Origin of the sequence: Paenibacillus sp. FSL H8-0079 (genome assembly GCF_037991315.1) — a bacterium.
GTDB lineage: Bacteria > Bacillota > Bacilli > Paenibacillales > Paenibacillaceae > Paenibacillus.
On sequence record NZ_CP150300.1, the window covers coordinates 299,373 to 318,162 of the forward strand.

Consider the following 18,790-nt stretch of genomic DNA (forward strand, 5'->3'; position numbering starts at 1 on the left):
GCGTGTTTCGTTTCGAATCTAGTTTTCAGAGAACAACAACTCTGAAATGTAAGCTACGCGTTTGGTGGCGATAGCGGAGGGGTTCCACACGTACCCATCCCGAACACGACCGTTAAGCCCTCTAGCGCCGATGGTACTTGGACCGCAGGGTCCTGGGAGAGTAGGACGTCGCCAAGCGAAACCCCTTTGGGGGTATTTTTTTTCGAGAATTGATAAGGGCCCTTAGCTCAGTTGGTTAGAGCGCACCTCTGATAAGGGTGAGGCCGGTGGTTCGAGTCCACCAGGGCCCATAGTAAGACCACAACAAGAAATACACCAGTGTATGGGGCCATAGCTCAGCTGGGAGAGCGCCTGCCTTGCAAGCAGGAGGTCAGCGGTTCGATCCCGCTTGGCTCCACCATTCCCTGATAGCTCAGTTGGTAGAGCACTCGACTGTTAATCGAGTTGTCACAGGTTCGAGCCCTGTTCGGGGAGCCAGTAAGGCCCGTTGGTCAAGGGGTTAAGACACCTCCCTTTCACGGAGGTAACAGGGGTTCGAATCCCCTACGGGTCATAATATGGAGGCTTAGCTCAGCTGGGAGAGCATCTGCCTTACAAGCAGAGGGTCGGGGGTTCGATCCCCTCAGCCTCCACCATATAAACTTTATAACGACGCGGGGTGGAGCAGCCCGGTAGCTCGTCGGGCTCATAACCCGAAGGCCGCAGGTTCAAATCCTGCCCCCGCAATTAACTTTCCTTGAGAAAGTGATCTGGAACCGTGGTGTAGTTGGCCTAACATGCCTGCCTGTCACGCAGGAGATCGCGGGTTCGAATCCCGTCGGTTCCGCCATTTTTTTAATGTAGTAAGGCTCGGTAGCTCAGTCGGTAGAGCAGAGGACTGAAAATCCTCGTGTCGGCGGTTCGATTCCGTCCCGAGCCACCATATATAACACCTGTAATACGCCGGTGTAGCTCAACTGGTAGAGCAACTGACTTGTAATCAGTAGGTTGGGGGTTCAAGTCCTCTCGCCGGCACCATGTAATCCTGGAGGATTAGCGAAGCGGCCAAACGCATCAGACTGTAAATCTGCTCCCGTACGGGTTCGGTGGTTCGAATCCATCATCCTCCACCAGTTTTCTATGAGTCATTAGCTCAGTTGGTAGAGCACCTGACTTTTAATCAGGGTGTCGAAGGTTCGAGCCCTTCATGACTCACCATTATATGCGCGTGTGGCGGAATTGGCAGACGCACTAGACTTAGGATCTAGCGTCTTTGACGTGGGGGTTCAAGTCCCTCCACGCGCATCCCTTATTTGCGGAAGTGGCTCAGCGGTAGAGCATCGCCTTGCCAAGGCGAGGGTCGCGGGTTCGATTCCCGTCTTCCGCTCCAATATTTTGCGCCCTTAGCTCAGCTGGATAGAGCGTTTGACTACGAATCAAAAGGCCGGGAGTTCGAATCTCTCAGGGCGCGCCATTATAACTTCATATTTTGCCGGCGTGGCGGAATGGCAGACGCGCTCGACTCAAAATCGAGTGGGAAACCGTGGAGGTTCGAGTCCTCTCGCCGGTATAGATAACGGGATGTAGCTCAGCTTGGTAGAGCACCTGGTTTGGGACCAGGGGGTCGCATGTTCAAATCGTGTCATCCCGATTGTTGTTATGCGGGTGTAGTTCAATGGTAGAACTTTAGCCTTCCAAGCTAATAGCGTGGGTTCGATTCCCATCACCCGCTTATATATTGAAAAAGAAAGAGATGGTACTAACCGTCTCTTTCTTTTTTTGCGTTCACAGGTATAATGGCAATTTAGTGCGTGGTGCTCTCAAAGAGTATATGGATCATTATCCTGTATCAGGATGTATCCCATGCTTTCATAAATTTCCTCACCTTAAATTTGTCCTTGATAATGGTGGGCGCTGTTCAAATGAAACAGGTCTAACGCATCGTATAACGCCTGGATATACTCTTCTTTATCATATTTTATAAAAACGCTTACAAAAATAGCTTGCGTAAATCATCAGCCTGTAATACCATATCAATTAAGCGCTTAACCTTTAGGGGTAAGGCGCTTAAACTTAACTTAGATTAAGCGCTTAACCCGTAGAGGAAAGGAAGGCGATCTATTCATGACAACAATTCGATTGACGATGGCTCAAGCACTGCTTCGATACCTGGATCAGCAATATATCTCGGTTGACGGGGTGGAAACCAAGTTTGTGAAGGGCATCATCGGTATTTTTGGACATGGCAACGTAACAGGCATTGGAGAAGCGCTGGAGCGTAGTCCCGGAAGCCTGACGTATATGCAAGGGAAGAACGAACAAGGTATGGTGCATACGGCAGCAGCCTATGCGAAGCAGAAGAACCGCAGACAGATCTATGCATGTACAACATCCATTGGACCTGGTGCTTTGAATATGATTACGGCGGCAGCTACCGCAACGGTGAACCGGATTCCGGTTTTATTGCTTCCTGGAGATAACTTTGCTACACGGGAACCGGACCCGGTACTTCAGCAGTTGGAAGTGAGCAGTGATTATACAATCTCAGCCACTGACCCATTCAAAGCAGTTAGTAAATACTGGGATCGTATCGTTCGTCCCGAACAGTTGATGATTGCTGTTACACAGGCCATGCGTGTACTAACCGATCCAGCAGAGACAGGAGCGGTAACGCTCGCACTACCACAGGACGTGCAGGCAGAAGCGTACGATTACCCGGAATCGTTCTTTGCCCGCAAAGTACATTATCTGGACCGTCGGCCCCCTGTACAAGCAGCCATTGAACGGGCAACGCAGCAGATTGCCCTTGGCAGAAAGCCGCTGCTCGTTGCAGGCGGCGGTGTATTGTACTCTGAGGCATCCGCCGAGCTCGTGGAATTCGCCGAGGCATTTGGCATTCCGATCGCCGAGACGCAGGCGGGTAAGAGTGCAGTCTCTTGGGACCACCCATTGAATGTGGGGGCCATCGGGGTTACCGGCTCTCTGGCAGCCAACAGGCTGGCGAGAGAAGCGGATGTGGTGATCGGCGTCGGTACCCGTTTCTCGGATTTCACGACGGCGTCCCGCTCTGCTTTTCAGCATCCAGAAGCATCATTCATTAACATCAACCTGAACGGCATGGATGCCGCCAAGCTAGGAGGGGAAGCCATTCTGGCCGATGCACGTGAAGGGTTGCAGGCTTTGCAAAAGGAATTGCAGCAAAGACAATACCGCAGTGCATATGGCGCATCCGAAGTCGCTGATCTCCGCACTGAATGGAATGCAGAAGTGGATCGGCTGTATGCAGCACAACATGAATCTGGACTGGCGCAGACCACAGCAGTCGGCGTTGTTAACCGGACGATTGATCCATCCTCCGTCATTGTGTGTGCGGCAGGTAGTCTGCCAGGCGATCTACATCGTTTGTGGCGTGCGGCTGAACCAAAGACGTATCACATGGAGTATGGATTCTCCTGTATGGGGTACGAGGTAAGTGGAGCGTTCGGAGCAGCACTTGCCGAGCCGGATCGTGAAGTGTACGCGATGGTAGGGGATGGCAGTTATCTGATGCTGCATTCGGAGTTTGTGACCAGCATGCAGGAACAGAAGAAGATGACTATTTTATTATTCAACAACAATGGATTCCAGTGTATTCATAATCTGCAGCGGGAACATGGTAGTGATGGGTTCGGCAATGAGTTCCGTTATCGGGAGTCAGAGAGCGGACGATTGACCGGGGATTACATGCCAATGGACTTCGCAGCTCACGCCCGAAGCATGGGAGCCAAATCCTATAGAGCAGAAACGGCAGAACAGTTGGAACAAGCAATCCGAGATGCGAAGAACGAAACGGTGAGTACGCTGATTGAGATTCCGGTTGTGCCTGGAACCAACGCAGGTGGATACGAGTCGTGGTGGAATGTAGGTGTACCAGAAGTATCTGCCGAGGAAAAGGTAGTGCATGCTCATCATACGATGCAAGCCAACCGTGCCAAAGCAAGACCTTTTTAATCCGGTTTTGAGCACTGCATTCCGAGTGAACCACAATGTTGAACGACAAAGGAGACGTGGAGCAATGAGCAAGCTGCCATTCCAGCTTGGGATTCATCCGATCAATTGGGTCGGTGAGGATGTGAAGGAGCATGGTGATGCGACAACGTGTGCACAGATTCTGGATGACATTCAGCGTCTTGGGCTGACAGGCACAGAGATGGGACGCAAATATCCAACCGATCCTGCTATATTGCGTGAGGAATTGAGTAAAAGAAATATCAATCTGGTCTCCCAGTGGAAATCGGTACTGTTCTCCGATCCGGCGTATCGTCAGTCGGAGTTGGACGGTTATCGCAGACATGCGGAATTCCTGCAATCCATGGGCAGTAAGGTGATTAGTACGGCGGAGGTAGGTGGGTCACTTCATTTTGATCCAAGACGGACACCGAATGAAAAAGAAGTGCTCAGACTCAACGAATCTGAATGGCATATCCTCGCTGAAGGGTTGAACGAAGCAGGAGCTATTGCTCGCGAACATGGGTTGAAGCTTACGTACCATCATCATGGAGGTACAGTGGTAGAGCAACCGGATGAGATTGATCGACTGATGGAGCTGACAGACCCTTCTCTCGTGTACCTGCTCTATGATACTGGTCATGCCTATTATGGCGGAGCCGATCCACTTGAACTGCTACGCAAACATTATGATAGGATCGCCTATATCCATCTGAAAGATATCCGCCCGCATGTGCTGGATGAAGCACGCGCGGAGCAGTCTGACTTTGTCGGTTGTATTCGTAGAGGAGTGTTCACCGTACCAGGAGATGGATGCATTGATTTTGCACCAATTCTGCAAGAACTGATCACACGAGGGTACGATGGCTGGGCGATGCTTGAAGGAGAGCAGGACCCTGCAATTCATAACCCGTATGAGTATGCGAAACGTTCTTTGAACTATATGGAGTCCTTATATCATCACAGCTGATTTGTTCAGCATTGCTGCAGTCAGAGGCCATACTCATGAAGTGAAAAAGGAAGAAGGCCAGCAAGAGTATAACGTTACGATTGGAAATTAAACTGACCTATTCTAGCCGTTTACTAATCCTCACGAGGAATGAATATACAGTCTAGATATCCATATACAACATGTAAAATCCCACCACAGAAAGGGGCTCACATGCAATGACTTACGTATCCTTTCCCGTATCCAGGAAGAAGGATTTCACCGCGATTGGCCGACTGTGTATTGACTTGAATGCCAATGAGATCAATCGCCCGATGGAAGAGACGATGACGTTCACGAAATATGTAGGTGGCTCTCCCGCCAATATTACGATTGGCATGTCCAGACTGGGTATGGAGACGGCTTTTATCGGTAAGATCGCCAACGACCAAATGGGCAGATTCATCCATAGCTACTTGGAGAAGAACGGCATCGACACATCGAATGTGGTAACGGACGACACCGGAGCGGTGACTGGGCTTGCTTTTACCGAAATCAAGAGCCCAACCGATTGCAGTATCCTGATGTACCGGGACAATGTAGCTGATCTGTTATTACAGGCACAAGAGGTACAGGAGCAGTTAATTGCTGACTCCAAAGTGCTGCTAATCTCAGGCACAGCCCTTGCACAGAGCCCATCCCGTGAAGCCGTATTACAGGCACTAACGTATGCGAAAAAGCATGGCACGGTTATTGTGTTTGATCTGGACTATCGCCCATACACATGGACATCGGATGAAGAGACAGCGGTTTATTACAACCTCGCAGCCGAGAAATGCGATATCATCCTGGGCACACGTGAAGAGTTCGACATGATGGAAACATTCGACCACAATCCGGATCATAGCGATCAGGTGACTGCACAGAAATGGTTTGATTTCTCAGCGAACATCGTTGTAATCAAACACGGCAAGGAAGGGTCCATTGCTTATACGCGTGAAGGGCTTTCCCACCGTGCGGACAGCTATCCGGCAAAAGTAGTCAAAACGTTCGGCGCAGGCGACTCTTACGCGGCTGGGTTCCTGTATGGATTGATGCAGGGCTGGACAATTGAGCGCAGTATGGCGTATGGCAGTGGCGCAGCAAGTATCGTTATTTCAAGCCACAGCTGTTCGGATGCAATGCCAACGGTCGAACAGGTAAATGACTACATTGAACGTTGCAATCGGGGCGAGATTACCGTGTCCTGAAGCACGTTGCAATACTTTGAATAACGCACTCATGCAGATCTATAACAATGAAACAGTTGAATATAAGGGATCACACATAAGCGAAGGGAGACAGGGCTATGGGAAAAGGGATTTCTGAAGCGTCTGCAACAGCGACAATGGTACAAAACTGGATCGGAGGTGCCTGGGTAACCCCGGTGGCAACTCGTACGGAGCCGGTTGTGAATCCGGCTACAGAAGAAGTTATTGCACACGTGCCACTGTCTGAACAAGCAGACGTGGATCTGGCCGTACAGACGGCACGGGAAGCGTTCAAGTCCTGGAGCAGCACACCGGTTCCACGCCGTGCCCGTATTCTGTTCCGCTACCAGCAGTTGCTGGTTGAACATTGGGAAGAGCTCGCTCGCCTGGTGACACTGGAAAACGGTAAAAGTTATGCCGAAGCGTACGGCGAGGTATTGCGTGGCATTGAATGCGTCGAGTTCGCGGCTGGTGCCCCGAATCTGATGATGGGCAAACAACTGCCTGACATCGCTACAGGACTGGAGTCGGGCATGTACCGCTACCCAATCGGTGTTATTGGGGGAATTACCCCTTTCAACTTCCCGATGATGGTGCCGTGCTGGATGTTCCCGCTGGCTATTGCGTGCGGTAACACCTTTGTCCTGAAGCCGTCCGAGCGTACACCGCTGCTGGCAGGCCGCCTGGCAGAGCTGTTTAAGGAAGCAGGGCTTCCGGACGGCGTGCTCAACATCGTACACGGTGCACATGATGTCGTGAACGGGTTGCTGGAACATAAGGATGTTCAAGCGATCTCCTTTGTCGGATCACAACCTGTGGCTGAATACGTCTACACTACTGCATCCAAGCATGGCAAACGGGTACAGGCACTCGCAGGTGCCAAAAACCACTCCATCGTTATGCCGGACGCCGATCTGGATCTAACCGTGAAAGAGATTACCAGTGCAGCTTTTGGCTCAGCAGGGGAACGTTGCATGGCATGTGCGGTGGTTGTAGCTGTGGGTGATGTGGCTGACGAACTGGTACAAAAGCTGGTGGAAGCAGCAGACCGCATTACCATTGGTAACGGGATGGATGAGGGCGTGTTCCTCGGTCCAGTAATCCGTGGACCACATAAAGAGCGCACACTCAGTTACATTGAAGCTGGAGAGCAGGAAGGCGCGGCCTTGATCCGGGATGGACGTAAGGATCAGGCGACAAGTGAATCTGGTTATTTTGTGGGACCAACGGTATTCGACCAAGTTGAGAGCAATATGAAAATCTGGCAGGATGAGATCTTTGCTCCAGTACTCTCGGTGGCAAGAGTATCTACGCTAGAGGAAGCTGTGGAGCTTGCGAACCGTTCCGACTTTGCCAACGGGGCGTGTCTGTTCACTCGCAGCGGGGCGAGTATGCGTCAATTCCGTGAAACGATTGATGCGGGCATGTTGGGTATTAACCTTGGTGTACCTGCGCCAATGGCATTCTTCCCGTTTTCCGGGTGGAAGAAATCCTTCTACGGTGATCTGCATGCCAATGGCACGGATGGTGTTGAATTCTACACTCGCAAGAAGATGGTAACGGCGCGCTGGTAACAACCAGAGCATCACTCGGGCTAAGGGGAACGCTCAGCCCATATGGACGCACATAGGGAGGATAACGGAATGGGCAAGGACAAAGTGAGAATTGGTATCATCGGTGCTGGACGGATTGGTAAAATTCATGCAGACAATCTCCTGCGCAACCCGCATGCCGAGATTGTGGGAATCAGTGATTTGTTCGCGGGTCCTGAATTGGAGGCTTGGGCCTCCAGACGTGGTATTCCTGTTGTAACGACGGACAGCAACCAGTTGATCTCGATGCCTAATGTAGACGCGGTGCTGATCTGTTCTTCCACAGATACACATGTGCCGCTGATCGAACAGGCCGCCAAGGCAGGTAAACATATCTTCTGCGAGAAGCCGGTGAGCATGGATCTGGCACAGACCCAAGCAGCGGTAGCAGCGGTAGAGAAGGCTGGCGTGAAACTGCAAATCGGATTTAACCGCCGATTCGATCACAACTTCAGACGGGTACGTGCACATGTGCAGGATGGTACGATTGGTGATCCGCATATTATCAAAATTACGTCTCGTGACCCGAGTCCGCCGCCTGCGGAATACATCCGGGTGTCTGGTGGGATCTTCATGGACATGATGATTCACGATTTTGACATGGCTCGGTATCTGTCCGGCAGTGAAGTGGAAGAAGTGTATGCTCAGGGCAATGTGCTGATCAATCCGGTCTTTGCAGAACATGGCGATGTGGATACGGCGATTGTAACGATGACGTTTGCCAATGGAGCGATTGGTGTTATTGATAACAGCCGTCAGGCAGTGTACGGGTATGACCAGCGTGTTGAAGTATTCGGTTCGATGGGCAGCGCCGCAGCGGCGAATGATCATCCGAATACGGCTGAGATCAGTACAGCGACCGGGCTCATGCGCGACAAACCGTTACACTTTTTCCTGGAACGCTACAATGAAGCGTATGTGCAGGAGACAGCCCTCTTTATCGATGCAATCATCCATGATACACCAGTTATCGTAGATGGCCACGATGCAGTACAGGCAGAACGAATTGCGCTGGCAGCAAAACTGTCCATGGAGCAGGGAAGACCTGTGAAGCTGAGTGAAGTCCCTGGGGTGTCGCTGGAATCGCAAACGGCAACGCCATAGGTGGATTAATGAATAGAGATATTTTTTCCTCATAGTTATAGCTCTTATTTTTATAAGTATCAGATTGTTAAGGACGACTACAGAAAGGAGTGGATGACAAGATGTCAGAACGTATTGTGAAACCCGTGGTCAACCCGGAGGGGGACGGTACGCTTATAAACGTAACACCGGAGTCAGCTGGGTGGGAATATGTTGGTTTTCAGGTAGCGAAGTTGGCAGAAGGGGAGACGTTAACCCGTGAGAGCGGTGATCAGGAACTCTGTGTGGTGCTTCTCAGCGGTTTCGCCAATGTAAGTACCCGGGAGAACACATGGGATAATATCGGGAAAAGAATGAGTGTTTTCGAGAAAATTCCGCCGTATTCGGTCTACGTCTCAACTTCCGATCAAGTACAGATCACAGCACGTACCGAACTGGAAGTCGCTATATGTGTTGCACCCGGTAAAGGCACGTACCCTGCTCGTCTCATTGCACCCGAGGATGTAGGGGTAGAGGCGAGAGGATATGGCAATCTGGAACGCCAGATTCACAACATTTTGCCGGAACAAAAGGAAGCGGACAGTTTGCTCGTTGTTGAGGTATTCACGCCAGATGGGCATTGGTCTAGTTACCCGCCACATAAGCATGATCGGGACGCACTCCCGGATGAATCTTTGCTGGAAGAAACGTATTATTTCCGTGTGCAGCCTGAGCAGGGGTTTGCCATTCAGCGGATATACACGGATGATCGTTCTGTGGACGAGACGCTTGCAGTGAAGAACGGTGAAGTGGTGCTTGTTCCGGACGGGTATCATCCGGTAGGTGCTCCTCCGGGGTATGAGGTGTACTACTTGAACGTAATGGCTGGACCAACCCGGACTTGGAAATTCCATAACGACCCTGACCATGAGTGGTTGATGAAAAAGTAAAACAGTTCATGCTACGCGCATTGTGCTGGCTTCAAGTTGCGTATGCAGACTTCCCCCTGCATAATGAGAAGAGAACAATTATCTATGTATAACGAAACTTATATATAGCACAAATGGGGAACAACAATGAAAGCAACCATATACGATATCGCACGCGAGGCAGGTGTATCCATTGCAACCGTCTCGCAGGTCATTAATGGAAAAGGCAAGATCAGTGAAAAGCGGCGCGCCGAGATTATGGAGATCATGGAACGCCTCCACTATCAACCCAGCGCGATTGCAGCCGCACTTACAGGTAAGCAGACGTATACATTAGGACTGCTTGTACCGGACATATCCAACCCGTATTTTGCAGAACTCGCGAGAGCGGTAGAGGATCGAAGCCGTCAATTGGGCTACAGCGTAGTCATCTGCAGTACGGATAATAAGGACGAGCGGGTAGAGCGTTACCTGAATCTGCTCCAGCAAAAAAGGGTAGATGGCATGATGATCGGAACCGGAATCGATAATGCCGAAATTTTGTCACCTCTTTTGCAGCAGTCCATACCTGTGGCCTTGATTGCCCGACATATGCCATCCCTATCCGTGCATACAGTCACCATTGATGACATTCTCGGTGGAAGACTCGCAGCGGAACATCTACTTGAACTTGGCCACACCCGTGTAGCGGTGCTGTCTGAACCGTCCAAAGTCAGCAGCAGTCAGGAACGTGTACATGGATTCCGTGAAACACTGATTAAGGCTGGCTATACGCTGGAACCAAATCAGATCCGAGAATCGGCAGCTGATCTGAGCTCGGCCAAAAAAGAGGCGCTACTGCTGCTCGGTGAGATCGATCATCCCACAGGCTTGTTCTGCTGTAATGACATTCAGGCTATTGGCGCACTTCAGGCAGCCAAAGAGCTGGGGCTACGCGTGCCAGAGGATGTGTCCATTATCGGATTCGATAACACCATTCTGGCCTCGGTAACCAGTCCACCGCTTACGACTGTTGCTCAGCCGATTGAAGATCTGGGACATCGCGCTGTAGATCTGTTAATTGAAGAGTTGAAGGATGAGCGTAAAGAACCGCAGAAGATTGTGCTGAAGCCGGAACTCGTTATCCGTGATTCAGCAGGCCGTGTATTGGGCTGAAAATAATGAGGTTTCCAGCATACGCTAACCAGCCGTGAGGCCAAGCTTAATTGAGTCATATCTTTTATTCGGATACGGGTGCCGTTTCATCTCTCATTTTGAATATGTAACATAACAACGTAACAAACAAGCCGCGTTCCCCCAATGGGAGAACGCGGCTTGTTGATTTAAATCTTGAACTTTTTCACTTCTTCAGCGAGCGTATTGGCTTGTTGAGCCAGTTCATTGGAGCGCTCCGAGATACTTGTAATGTAATTGAACTGTTCCTGCGTAGAAGAAGCAACCTCTTCTGTGGAAGCGGCGCTCTGTTCCGACATGGCCGCTACACTGGAGATCACTTCAGCGATCTTGCCAGAGCTGTTATCCAGTTCAGTTGTTGCGGATGATACTTGCAGCAGCTGATTGTCGATGCCTTCAATGGATTGCTTGATTCGCATAAACGAGTTGCGCATCTCATGCACCGCAGCCACCTGCTGCTCAATACCATGTTCAGCAGAATCGACTTCACTCACACTTTGGCGGCTAGCTGCCTGGATTTCATTCAACAATACGATGATGTCCTGAGCAGAGCCTGCAGATTGTTCAGCCAGTTTGCGTACTTCCTCGGCAACCACTGCGAACCCACGTCCATGTTCACCCGCTCTGGCCGCTTCAATGGAAGCGTTCAGGGCAAGCAGGTTGGTCTGGGAGGCGATACCTTGAATCATGCTGACGATGCTTTCAATCTTCTGTGACTTATCTGCGAGTAGGGAGATCGATTCACCTACACGGTCAATCGATTGGCGGTTGCCATCCGAAAGTTCGACCTGGTGATCCACCGCCTGTAGTCCAACCAACATGGCTTCTCCTGCCTCACGCATCATCGTTACGGACTGTTCTACACTGCGATTAATACCGCCCACACTATTGCTCATCTCCGACAGACGGCTTGAGCCATCATACACGGATTCAGCCTGTGTACTGGAGCCTCGGGCGAGTTCATCGGTGGCAATGGAGATCTGCTCCGCGATGCGCTTGGTGTTGTCCGTATGCTCATGCATCTCACCCGAGATACTTTGTACGCGATCAGCAGAGGCCGTTACTTGTCTGAACAGCGTGCTAAGCTGATCTGACATCTGATTGAATGCCATGCCGAGCTCAGCGAACTCATCTTTGCCTTTGATCTGAACCCGTCCTGTAAAATCACCACTCGACATCTGGCGGGACGTTCCATGCAGACTTTTCAGCGGCTTGATGAAGAGTGTTGCGATCCAATAGGCACCTGCCAGCACAACAAGCAACGTAATACCGATAATCAGAATGTAGTTGTTGCGCAATTCATAATACTCAGCGTAGGCCAGCTTCTCGGAGATGATGGAGCCTACAGCCCAGCCAGTGCTTGGAATCTGATGATAGAACAACAGATATTTCTCATCATTGTATTGGAAGGGCTTCTGACCTGACGGATTCGCCTGCATGTCTGCCAGCAGCGGGTTTAACTCCGTATTATCAGCGGCTGAGGTATTCACGAGTTTATCGTCAGGGTGAGCCAAAAGCAGCCCATTTTTATCGATTAAAAAGCTATAGCCCAACCCATCCAGGTTTATTTTCCCCACGGTATCGGTAAGTGTAGAGAGCAACAAGTCGCCTGCGACAACCCCTTGCATTGTGCCTTCTTTGTTTTGAACCGGCATGGCAATCGATACCGCATATTGCTCCGACATCATATCCAGATAAGGATCAGAGTATGTCAACTGATTGGTTTGCTTCGCTTCTTGGTACCATGGACGCTGTCTTGGGTCATAATCTGCATCGGGAGTCCAGTCTGAACCATTCATGAAGCTGCCGTCCTGCTCTGAACCGTAATACAGATCCGACAGACTCTCTTGGTTACTGCCTAGCTTCATAATGTTAAAGTATTCTTCCGTGAGTTCCCCTTCAGGCACGCCTTCCTGGATGACAAAACCCAACGTTTCGATGACTTTGGCATTGCTACTGATCCAGCCATCCAACTGATTTGCCGAAGAGGCCATTAAGCCATTTAATTTGGAGTCAACATTACGTGTGGCTTGTTTTTCGGTTTGAACCAAACCAAGGGAGGCCAGTGGCAGTGCAGTAATCAACACAGCGGCCAGAAACATAATCATTAATTTCGGTTTGAGCTTCATTCCAATTCCCCCTAGCATTTTACAATTACATGCCTATACTTCTTCAAATAACATATTATCGTGTGTGGCGAGTATGATGTTCCAAGCTGATTTGTTGATCATGCTCACGTGTTGAAACAAGCCGAGTATTGCTTAGGGATGTCATGGATGTGTAAGAATGAATGGAGCTTATGAAGTATATCGTCATTTTTAGTTCAAATTTTAGCTAATCGAACAAGTTAGTTAGCGAGTATAGAATTATATTTTGTCCACCAACATTGAAAGCGTATTTATAAAATGCAGTTCTTCTATAATTGTTTATATGCACTTTGTGTTGCCGTTCAAGCATTATCAATAATTATAGTTTAGACAAAAACGTTATCGAAATAGAAGGAAAGGAACTGGAAATGAGATTGGAACAGAAAGATTGAGATGATATACTAAGAAGTATCATTAATTACCATTTCATATATGTTTTGTAGTGTGTGGAGGAGAGAGGTATGATTAAAAATATTAAAATCATTATGGGTATCGCCACGATTATTGTTGTTGTAGCTTTTGCAGTGCGTATGTATACCTCGGGTCAATATACTATGTATATCCCCAGCAAACATACGACGTTTAGAGCAGAGGTTACAGATCATATGAGTATGCTGGATAGATTGGATCGACTGACAATTAGGAAAATTTCAAGTGCAGATCCGTATAATGAAGAAGATGCAGTGACGATTACAGATCCCACAGAGATTAGAGATATGCTGGAGCTATTGAAGGATGTTGAACTTAAAAGAGTACGGGAATTCGACGTTTCCGAAAGGAGTCCATATTACTATGAATGGCGACTTACCATTAATAAGGAAGGTCGATTTACCGATGGATTCGGATTAACATTCTATAATGAGCATGCCGTTTCAATCTATAGTGGGTACAAGACACGAGACCGATCTCAAGATTACGAAATTACTAATGAGCTTAATATAAATGAGATGGAGCGCCTTTTTGAAAAACTGAAGGAGGAGCAAACGTGACCAAGACCAACTATTATGTACGCCCGATTGAGGAACAGGATATCCCCTTTCTGTGGGAGATGTTATACGCGTCCCTGCACACACGAGAAGGTGATGAACCTATCCAACTCGAAAGTGTACATACTCCTGAGCTATCCAAATATGTTGAAGACTGGGGAAGAGAAGGGGATTTTGGGTATGTTGCGGTAGACCAGCATGGTAAGAAATCAGGTTCAATAACATTACGATTCTATACGGATCAGAATGCGGGTTACGGTTATGTGAATGCAGCTACGCCAGAGATGGGGATGGCTGTAATTGAAGATGCACGTGGAAAAGGCGTAGGCACCTTACTGCTTCAGACTGCACTGGATGAAGCCAAACGGCGGGGAATTGAAGCAGTCTCGCTCAGTGTAGACCCGGATAACGAAGCGATTCGCTTATATAGGCGGTTAGGGTTCGTGGAGGAAAGCTTCTGTGGTACATCGGTAACGATGGTACGTGTAAGTAGTCTGGAATCTTATATGGTCTGCGATCTTTCTACGGAGTATGAAAAACGGAATAAGTAAAAGCATTACTGAATAAGAAAAAGGCGCTCCCTCATGGGAAACGCCTCTTTCTTTTGCCACGTATAGCACATACAATATTATATTTAAACTTACGCTGTACTATCTCGTTTTATTTCAACAAAAATGCCAAAGCCTCATCATACGTTTCCCATTGGAATTCAGTCTGATGAGCCGATTCTTTGGAAATCCGATTCAATTGCATTTTGGCGATTGCACCCCCTACGGCTACACTGGCCCGCTTCATACCCCACGCTGTCAGTAATTTCTGATGCTCTACAATTTTTTCTTTTGTATCCTGAGGGAATGCCTTCATGCTTCGCATATCGACTAGCACATCAAACGAATTTCCCAATTGCTCCGCTAATCTCTGGATTTCTGTATTCGCTTGTTCGACATGTTCAGGGGAGACAATACCTTCCCAAGTAATTTCAATAATAGATTTAGTTGAATCCAAACGTCTAACAGACATGTAGGCAACTCCTCGATAATAAAATGATATGTATGATATGAGACTATAAGCCTATTAATTATACCTTTTTATAGCACGAATGAAAACTTAAATCCTAATTAATTGGTTCTTATGAACTACTTCTTCCTAGTGAAGTTAAATTCAGGGATTGCTTCCATATCGTCAATTGAAAGGAAGTTGAATAGCTAAAAAGCCGCCCCGAGTATGAACTCCAGACGGCTTCTACAAAGGTGACACGATAAAGTTAAGATAACTACGTAAGCTAGAATCCAATCTTCAAACTGTTACCTTCCGTCGCTACACCTTTGGAAAGGGAAATGCTCAGCTTTTGTTCTGCCGAGAAACCAAGTGTTTCCCCGTCATGCAGCGTGACGTCGTTTTCAACCACATACGTTGTGGTCATGAACATCATCTCAAATACATCGCTTAAGGACTCCGACGATTGCATAATCTCCATCTCTTCTTTGCCAAAGTTACGTAGTCCGTAAGTGTAAGCTGAAGCGCCTTCGACATTCTGATATAATCCGATGAAAATCCAGAGCGAGACGGGTAACTCATCATGCTTGATTCCACGGCTGGTCTCCACATATTGACTGGCTTCGACAACAAGCGGGGCCATGTATATTGCCAGCGCGTGATCCAACTGTAATAAGGCACTCGCTGTCTGAGTGAACAGAACATGTCCCTCAATAGCATTTGTTGCGTTCAGAACAGAGACAATAATCTGTGACTGGTGCCGTGAGGTAACTTGCTCCGCTTCTCGCCAAAGGATGTTGAGTTTGGCATTCTCCTCAACTTCACGGTCAGGCACAGGGGCGGCAATGTGAGCACATACCACCTGCATCCCATTCACTTCAAAAAAGAGATTGCCCTCCTCCGGGCGTTCTTCAATCTCGACATCCCATTCGTTCTTCATGTTCCTGATGAAGAGGTCAAAATCACAATCGTCACGCTCCAGCAGGACAAAACCCACGATGGTTTCATTGTAATTCGTCGATTCGACAGCACCACCTGCAGGTACCTTCTCCTTTTTGCGCCGCCGAAGCTTGTCAAACAATCCCATGACATGTTCTCCTTTCAATTCCAGAACGATTCTGGTCATTGTACACTGCTATCTATTCACTACCTTACCATAAAGGAGTTAACATGAATCGATGCAATGCACCATTCGACAGAAATTACAGGAACAGAACTAGCAACAATGCAATGATCGCAGGTAATCCTTGCTTAATAATGATGGAACGTGAAGAAGTAGCCCCTCCATAGAGAGCCGCGATAATCACACACGCGAGGAAGAAAATCTGAATATGCTGTCCGACGGCAGCATCCGGATATACGAGTCCCCAGATCAGACCTGCCGCAAGAAATCCATTGTAAAGACCTTGATTGGCCGCGAGAGATTTGGTGGATTTGGCGAATTCCGGCGTGAGATTAAAGGTTTTCATTGTGCGTGGACGAGTCCACATAAACATCTCCATCACCATGATATAGATGTGTTCGACAGCTACAAGAGCTACAAAAATGATACTAATCAAAGGAAACACCTTACTTTCTGATATGTAATTTATTTACTTGTCTATCTTAGTATAGATGTTTGCGACGAGAACGGAAAGAGTAAAAATAATTTGTAACAATTTAATTGTGTATTATTTAAATGATTTATCATTTTCCAAGTGCGTTATGATGTTGAAAATAAAAAAATGGATACAAAGGTAAGCATACGCCGATTGTCGAAAATCCATTCATTGGGTAATAATGAACAATAAAGAAGCAATATTGCTAAGGAAAGAGAGGCGATTACTATGGGAACTGTTCAATTCGTCTTGTTGGCTGATGATCCATCCACATTTGTGACACGAGTTATCCCTTTTATCGACATCGAGCTTGCGGGAATTCCGGGTGACCGTCACTATGGTTTGCTCCGTCCGGCGGACTCCCGTCAGAAGGTCTACAAGCGTGGCACACCGATTGCGAATCGCCGCCAGATCAGTATTGTGTCTGAGGAAGAATGTGCTCTTATTGCTGAGAAAATGAACATTCCTGAAGTGCGTCCAGAGTGGCTTGGTGCCAATATGCTGATCCGTGGCATTGATCGATTGACTGAATTGCCTGCTGGAACGCGGCTTCTATTTCCGAACGGTACGGGGTTAATATGCGAAGGAGAGAATCTTCCTTGTGTGCATCCGCGAAAAATGATTGAGCAATTCTACGAACAGGACGGTTTGCGCAAAAAGTTCGTGCCAGCCGCTCGCAAAAAACGTGGAATCGTCTGCTCGGTTGAACGGGAAGGTGTAATCCACACGGGGGATACCATCGAAGTCATTCGCCTGTCCTGATTTTCAGGACAGGTTTTTTAATTCATCAGCCCATAGCGCTCGCCATTCGGTTGTTTAGAGTGTATATACTACTCTGGTGTGCTGCTGATTTCACTTTATTTAGGCTCTCTGAACAACAATGCCCGCACAGCAAAACGGGGTAAAATGAGTTGCCTGCGCCATCTCGAAGGTTGACTGAGGAGGCGATAGAGCCATTCCAGGTTAAGCTTCTGCCACATCGCAGGAGCACGTTTGGTTTTCCCCGCCAGAATATCGAGACTACCTCCTACTCCCATGGCTACACGAGCGTTCAACTGATGGCGATACTTGTTAATCCAGTGTTCTGCATGGGGGGCGCCAAGAGCTACGATAAGAAAGTCCGGTTGAGCAGTACAAATCTCTTTTACAATCTGTTGTTCCTCATCTGCCTGAAAAAAACCATGGTGTCTGCCTTTGACGACAACTCCCGGATAACGTTGCGCAATAACTTTCACGGCCTGTTCACTGACACTTTCCTCTGCTCCCAGCATGTAGAATGACCATTGTTTTCGATCGCCTTCCTCCAATAAACGAAATAGCAGATCACAACCGGTTACCCTTTCAGTCAATTGTCCCCCCCGCAAACGGGATACCATCACAATGCCAGCACCGTCAGCGGTAACCAACCCGGCTCGATCGACGACTTGGCGAAGAGAGGCACTCTTTTGACAGGACATGACGATCTCGGGATTGCCTGTGATGACATGGAACAGTTCAGTGCTTTCCTGATCTACGACTTCACCAAGGATCGCAACGGTTTGATCCATCGTGACATTGGGAAAAGGGATACCCATAATATTTGTTGATTGGCTCATGTCTCATTTCCTTTCCGATTCCGTCCCATGAGTGAATGGGGGACAAGCTTATGCGTGTGAAGTTCATGTATCATACTGTCAATCAGATTATCGAATGCATGTACGTTTGGATCATAATCGTGTAACAGATACAGTTTGCCTGAACGGCCAATGGCTGTGACTGCGGAATAGTAGTATCCGGTTAATCCTAGACAATAACAATCTTCATTAGCGTAGTTTAAGATCGAATGCATCTCTGCGGAACAACGTAGCTTCTCTGTAGCATCCGGAATAAAATGAAATTCATATTCATGCCAAGGGCTTTCAGCAGGCGGTTCCCCGGAGATGTGGCTATAGTATTTAAAATATATAAGTTCATCTATTCCCCAAAACTCTTCAAGAAACGATCGGGCAGCCGGAAATAAATCAGCGGATGTAGAGCACTGTTCTATGTATGCCGAGATATCAACGCATCGCTTCTCATACCAGCCCGCCTTCTGTAGCAACTGAATCATTTGTTGATAGGGTAACAATGAGGATTGTGACGTTTCAGTCATATTGAACAACTCCTGTTATTTCATTCCAGTTT

16 protein-coding genes, 17 tRNA genes and 1 rRNA gene are annotated in these 18,790 nt (G+C 48.3%); 28 read left to right on the top strand and 6 right to left on the bottom strand.

Annotation, left to right across the window (positions count from 1 at the left end; translation table 11 throughout):
• The first annotated feature begins 60 nt into the window (after window positions 1–60).
• From rrf to MHI06_RS01435, 25 genes are all read left to right on the top strand, one after another.
• A 5S ribosomal RNA gene (gene rrf, locus MHI06_RS01315) occupies window positions 61–177 on the top strand.
• A 39-nt stretch (window positions 178–216) separates the two neighbouring features.
• A tRNA-Ile gene (locus MHI06_RS01320) sits at window positions 217–290 on the top strand.
• A 34-nt stretch (window positions 291–324) separates the two neighbouring features.
• Window positions 325–400 (top strand) — tRNA-Ala (locus tag MHI06_RS01325).
• Between the two features lies 1 nt (window position 401).
• Window positions 402–477 (top strand) — tRNA-Asn (locus MHI06_RS01330).
• Window positions 478–481: 4 nt separating this feature from the next.
• Window positions 482–553: transfer RNA gene (locus tag MHI06_RS01335), tRNA-Glu, on the top strand.
• A gap of 6 nt (window positions 554–559) precedes the next feature.
• A tRNA-Val gene (locus tag MHI06_RS01340) sits at window positions 560–635 on the top strand.
• Window positions 636–652: 17 nt separating this feature from the next.
• Window positions 653–726: transfer RNA gene (locus MHI06_RS01345), tRNA-Met, on the top strand.
• A gap of 25 nt (window positions 727–751) precedes the next feature.
• Window positions 752–829: transfer RNA gene (locus tag MHI06_RS01350), tRNA-Asp, on the top strand.
• A gap of 17 nt (window positions 830–846) precedes the next feature.
• Window positions 847–922, top strand: a tRNA-Phe gene (locus tag MHI06_RS01355).
• A 19-nt stretch (window positions 923–941) separates the two neighbouring features.
• Window positions 942–1,017, top strand: a tRNA-Thr gene (locus MHI06_RS01360).
• Between the two features lie 9 nt (window positions 1,018–1,026).
• Window positions 1,027–1,112 (top strand) — tRNA-Tyr (locus MHI06_RS01365).
• A 9-nt stretch (window positions 1,113–1,121) separates the two neighbouring features.
• Window positions 1,122–1,197: transfer RNA gene (locus MHI06_RS01370), tRNA-Lys, on the top strand.
• Between the two features lie 6 nt (window positions 1,198–1,203).
• Window positions 1,204–1,284: transfer RNA gene (locus tag MHI06_RS01375), tRNA-Leu, on the top strand.
• Between the two features lie 10 nt (window positions 1,285–1,294).
• Window positions 1,295–1,369, top strand: a tRNA-Gly gene (locus MHI06_RS01380).
• A 7-nt stretch (window positions 1,370–1,376) separates the two neighbouring features.
• Window positions 1,377–1,453 (top strand) — tRNA-Arg (locus MHI06_RS01385).
• A 17-nt stretch (window positions 1,454–1,470) separates the two neighbouring features.
• Window positions 1,471–1,549 (top strand) — tRNA-Leu (locus MHI06_RS01390).
• A gap of 7 nt (window positions 1,550–1,556) precedes the next feature.
• Window positions 1,557–1,630, top strand: a tRNA-Pro gene (locus tag MHI06_RS01395).
• 10 nt (window positions 1,631–1,640) lie between these two features.
• Window positions 1,641–1,711: transfer RNA gene (locus tag MHI06_RS01400), tRNA-Gly, on the top strand.
• Window positions 1,712–2,103: 392 nt separating this feature from the next.
• Complete coding sequence (gene iolD / locus MHI06_RS01405; protein WP_340400163.1) at window positions 2,104–3,969, top strand: 3D-(3,5/4)-trihydroxycyclohexane-1,2-dione acylhydrolase (decyclizing); 1,866 nt, start codon at window positions 2,104–2,106, stop codon at window positions 3,967–3,969.
• A 64-nt stretch (window positions 3,970–4,033) separates the two neighbouring features.
• Window positions 4,034–4,936, top strand: a complete 903-nt coding sequence (gene iolE / locus MHI06_RS01410; RefSeq protein ID WP_340400164.1) for a myo-inosose-2 dehydratase — start codon at window positions 4,034–4,036, stop codon at window positions 4,934–4,936.
• Between the two features lie 197 nt (window positions 4,937–5,133).
• Window positions 5,134–6,144, top strand: a complete 1,011-nt coding sequence (gene iolC, locus MHI06_RS01415; protein ID WP_100528699.1) for a 5-dehydro-2-deoxygluconokinase — start codon at window positions 5,134–5,136, stop codon at window positions 6,142–6,144.
• 98 nt (window positions 6,145–6,242) lie between these two features.
• On the top strand, window positions 6,243–7,718 hold the full coding sequence (locus MHI06_RS01420; RefSeq protein WP_340400165.1) for a CoA-acylating methylmalonate-semialdehyde dehydrogenase: 1,476 nt from the start codon (window positions 6,243–6,245) through the stop codon (window positions 7,716–7,718).
• Window positions 7,719–7,787: 69 nt separating this feature from the next.
• On the top strand, window positions 7,788–8,840 hold the full coding sequence (gene iolG / locus MHI06_RS01425) for an inositol 2-dehydrogenase (RefSeq protein ID WP_340400166.1): 1,053 nt from the start codon (window positions 7,788–7,790) through the stop codon (window positions 8,838–8,840).
• Between the two features lie 101 nt (window positions 8,841–8,941).
• Entirely contained in the window at window positions 8,942–9,748 is an 807-nt protein-coding gene (iolB, locus tag MHI06_RS01430) for a 5-deoxy-glucuronate isomerase (RefSeq protein ID WP_169483204.1), read from the top strand.
• Window positions 9,749–9,874: 126 nt separating this feature from the next.
• The gene (locus MHI06_RS01435; protein ID WP_340400167.1) at window positions 9,875–10,882 is read left to right on the top strand and encodes a LacI family DNA-binding transcriptional regulator; all 1,008 of its coding nucleotides are present in this window, start codon (window positions 9,875–9,877) and stop codon (window positions 10,880–10,882) included.
• Window positions 10,883–11,049: 167 nt separating this feature from the next.
• Here the strand turns inward: MHI06_RS01435 and MHI06_RS01440 are convergent, their stop codons facing one another.
• The gene (locus tag MHI06_RS01440; RefSeq protein ID WP_340400168.1) at window positions 11,050–13,029 is read right to left on the bottom strand and encodes a methyl-accepting chemotaxis protein; all 1,980 of its coding nucleotides are present in this window, start codon (window positions 13,027–13,029) and stop codon (window positions 11,050–11,052) included.
• 479 nt (window positions 13,030–13,508) lie between these two features.
• Here MHI06_RS01440 and MHI06_RS01445 point away from each other — a divergent pair, with 479 nt between their 5' ends.
• Complete coding sequence (locus MHI06_RS01445) at window positions 13,509–14,036, top strand: hypothetical protein (RefSeq protein ID WP_340400169.1); 528 nt, start codon at window positions 13,509–13,511, stop codon at window positions 14,034–14,036.
• On the top strand, window positions 14,033–14,584 hold the full coding sequence (locus MHI06_RS01450) for a GNAT family N-acetyltransferase (protein ID WP_340400170.1): 552 nt from the start codon (window positions 14,033–14,035) through the stop codon (window positions 14,582–14,584). Before MHI06_RS01445 ends, MHI06_RS01450 begins: the two co-directional genes overlap by 4 nt.
• 109 nt (window positions 14,585–14,693) lie before the next feature.
• On the opposite strand, the gene MHI06_RS01455 is transcribed toward MHI06_RS01450, so the two are convergent.
• The 3 genes from MHI06_RS01455 to MHI06_RS01465 form a co-directional block, all read right to left on the bottom strand.
• Complete coding sequence (locus MHI06_RS01455; RefSeq protein WP_264936225.1) at window positions 14,694–15,053, bottom strand: hypothetical protein; 360 nt, start codon at window positions 15,051–15,053, stop codon at window positions 14,694–14,696.
• A 262-nt stretch (window positions 15,054–15,315) separates the two neighbouring features.
• Window positions 15,316–16,116, bottom strand: a complete 801-nt coding sequence (locus MHI06_RS01460) for a DUF4261 domain-containing protein (RefSeq protein ID WP_340400171.1) — start codon at window positions 16,114–16,116, stop codon at window positions 15,316–15,318.
• A 115-nt stretch (window positions 16,117–16,231) separates the two neighbouring features.
• Complete coding sequence (locus MHI06_RS01465) at window positions 16,232–16,588, bottom strand: DUF1304 domain-containing protein (RefSeq protein ID WP_201028122.1); 357 nt, start codon at window positions 16,586–16,588, stop codon at window positions 16,232–16,234.
• A gap of 267 nt (window positions 16,589–16,855) precedes the next feature.
• On the opposite strand from MHI06_RS01465, the gene MHI06_RS01470 reads away from it, so the two are divergent.
• Window positions 16,856–17,389 (top strand): MOSC domain-containing protein, encoded by a 534-nt coding sequence (locus MHI06_RS01470; protein WP_340400172.1) that lies wholly within the window; start codon window positions 16,856–16,858, stop codon window positions 17,387–17,389.
• A gap of 95 nt (window positions 17,390–17,484) precedes the next feature.
• Here the strand turns inward: MHI06_RS01470 and MHI06_RS01475 are convergent, their stop codons facing one another.
• Together MHI06_RS01475 and MHI06_RS01480 are read right to left on the bottom strand one after the other, a co-directional pair.
• Window positions 17,485–18,222 carry a WecB/TagA/CpsF family glycosyltransferase gene (locus MHI06_RS01475; protein ID WP_340400173.1) on the bottom strand — a complete coding sequence of 246 codons (738 nt, stop codon included), beginning with the start codon at window positions 18,220–18,222 and terminating at the stop codon, window positions 17,485–17,487.
• Window positions 18,219–18,758 carry an SUKH-3 domain-containing protein gene (locus MHI06_RS01480; RefSeq protein ID WP_340400174.1) on the bottom strand — a complete coding sequence of 180 codons (540 nt, stop codon included), beginning with the start codon at window positions 18,756–18,758 and terminating at the stop codon, window positions 18,219–18,221. Before MHI06_RS01480 ends, MHI06_RS01475 begins: the two co-directional genes overlap by 4 nt.
• Window positions 18,759–18,790: the final 32 nt, after the last annotated feature.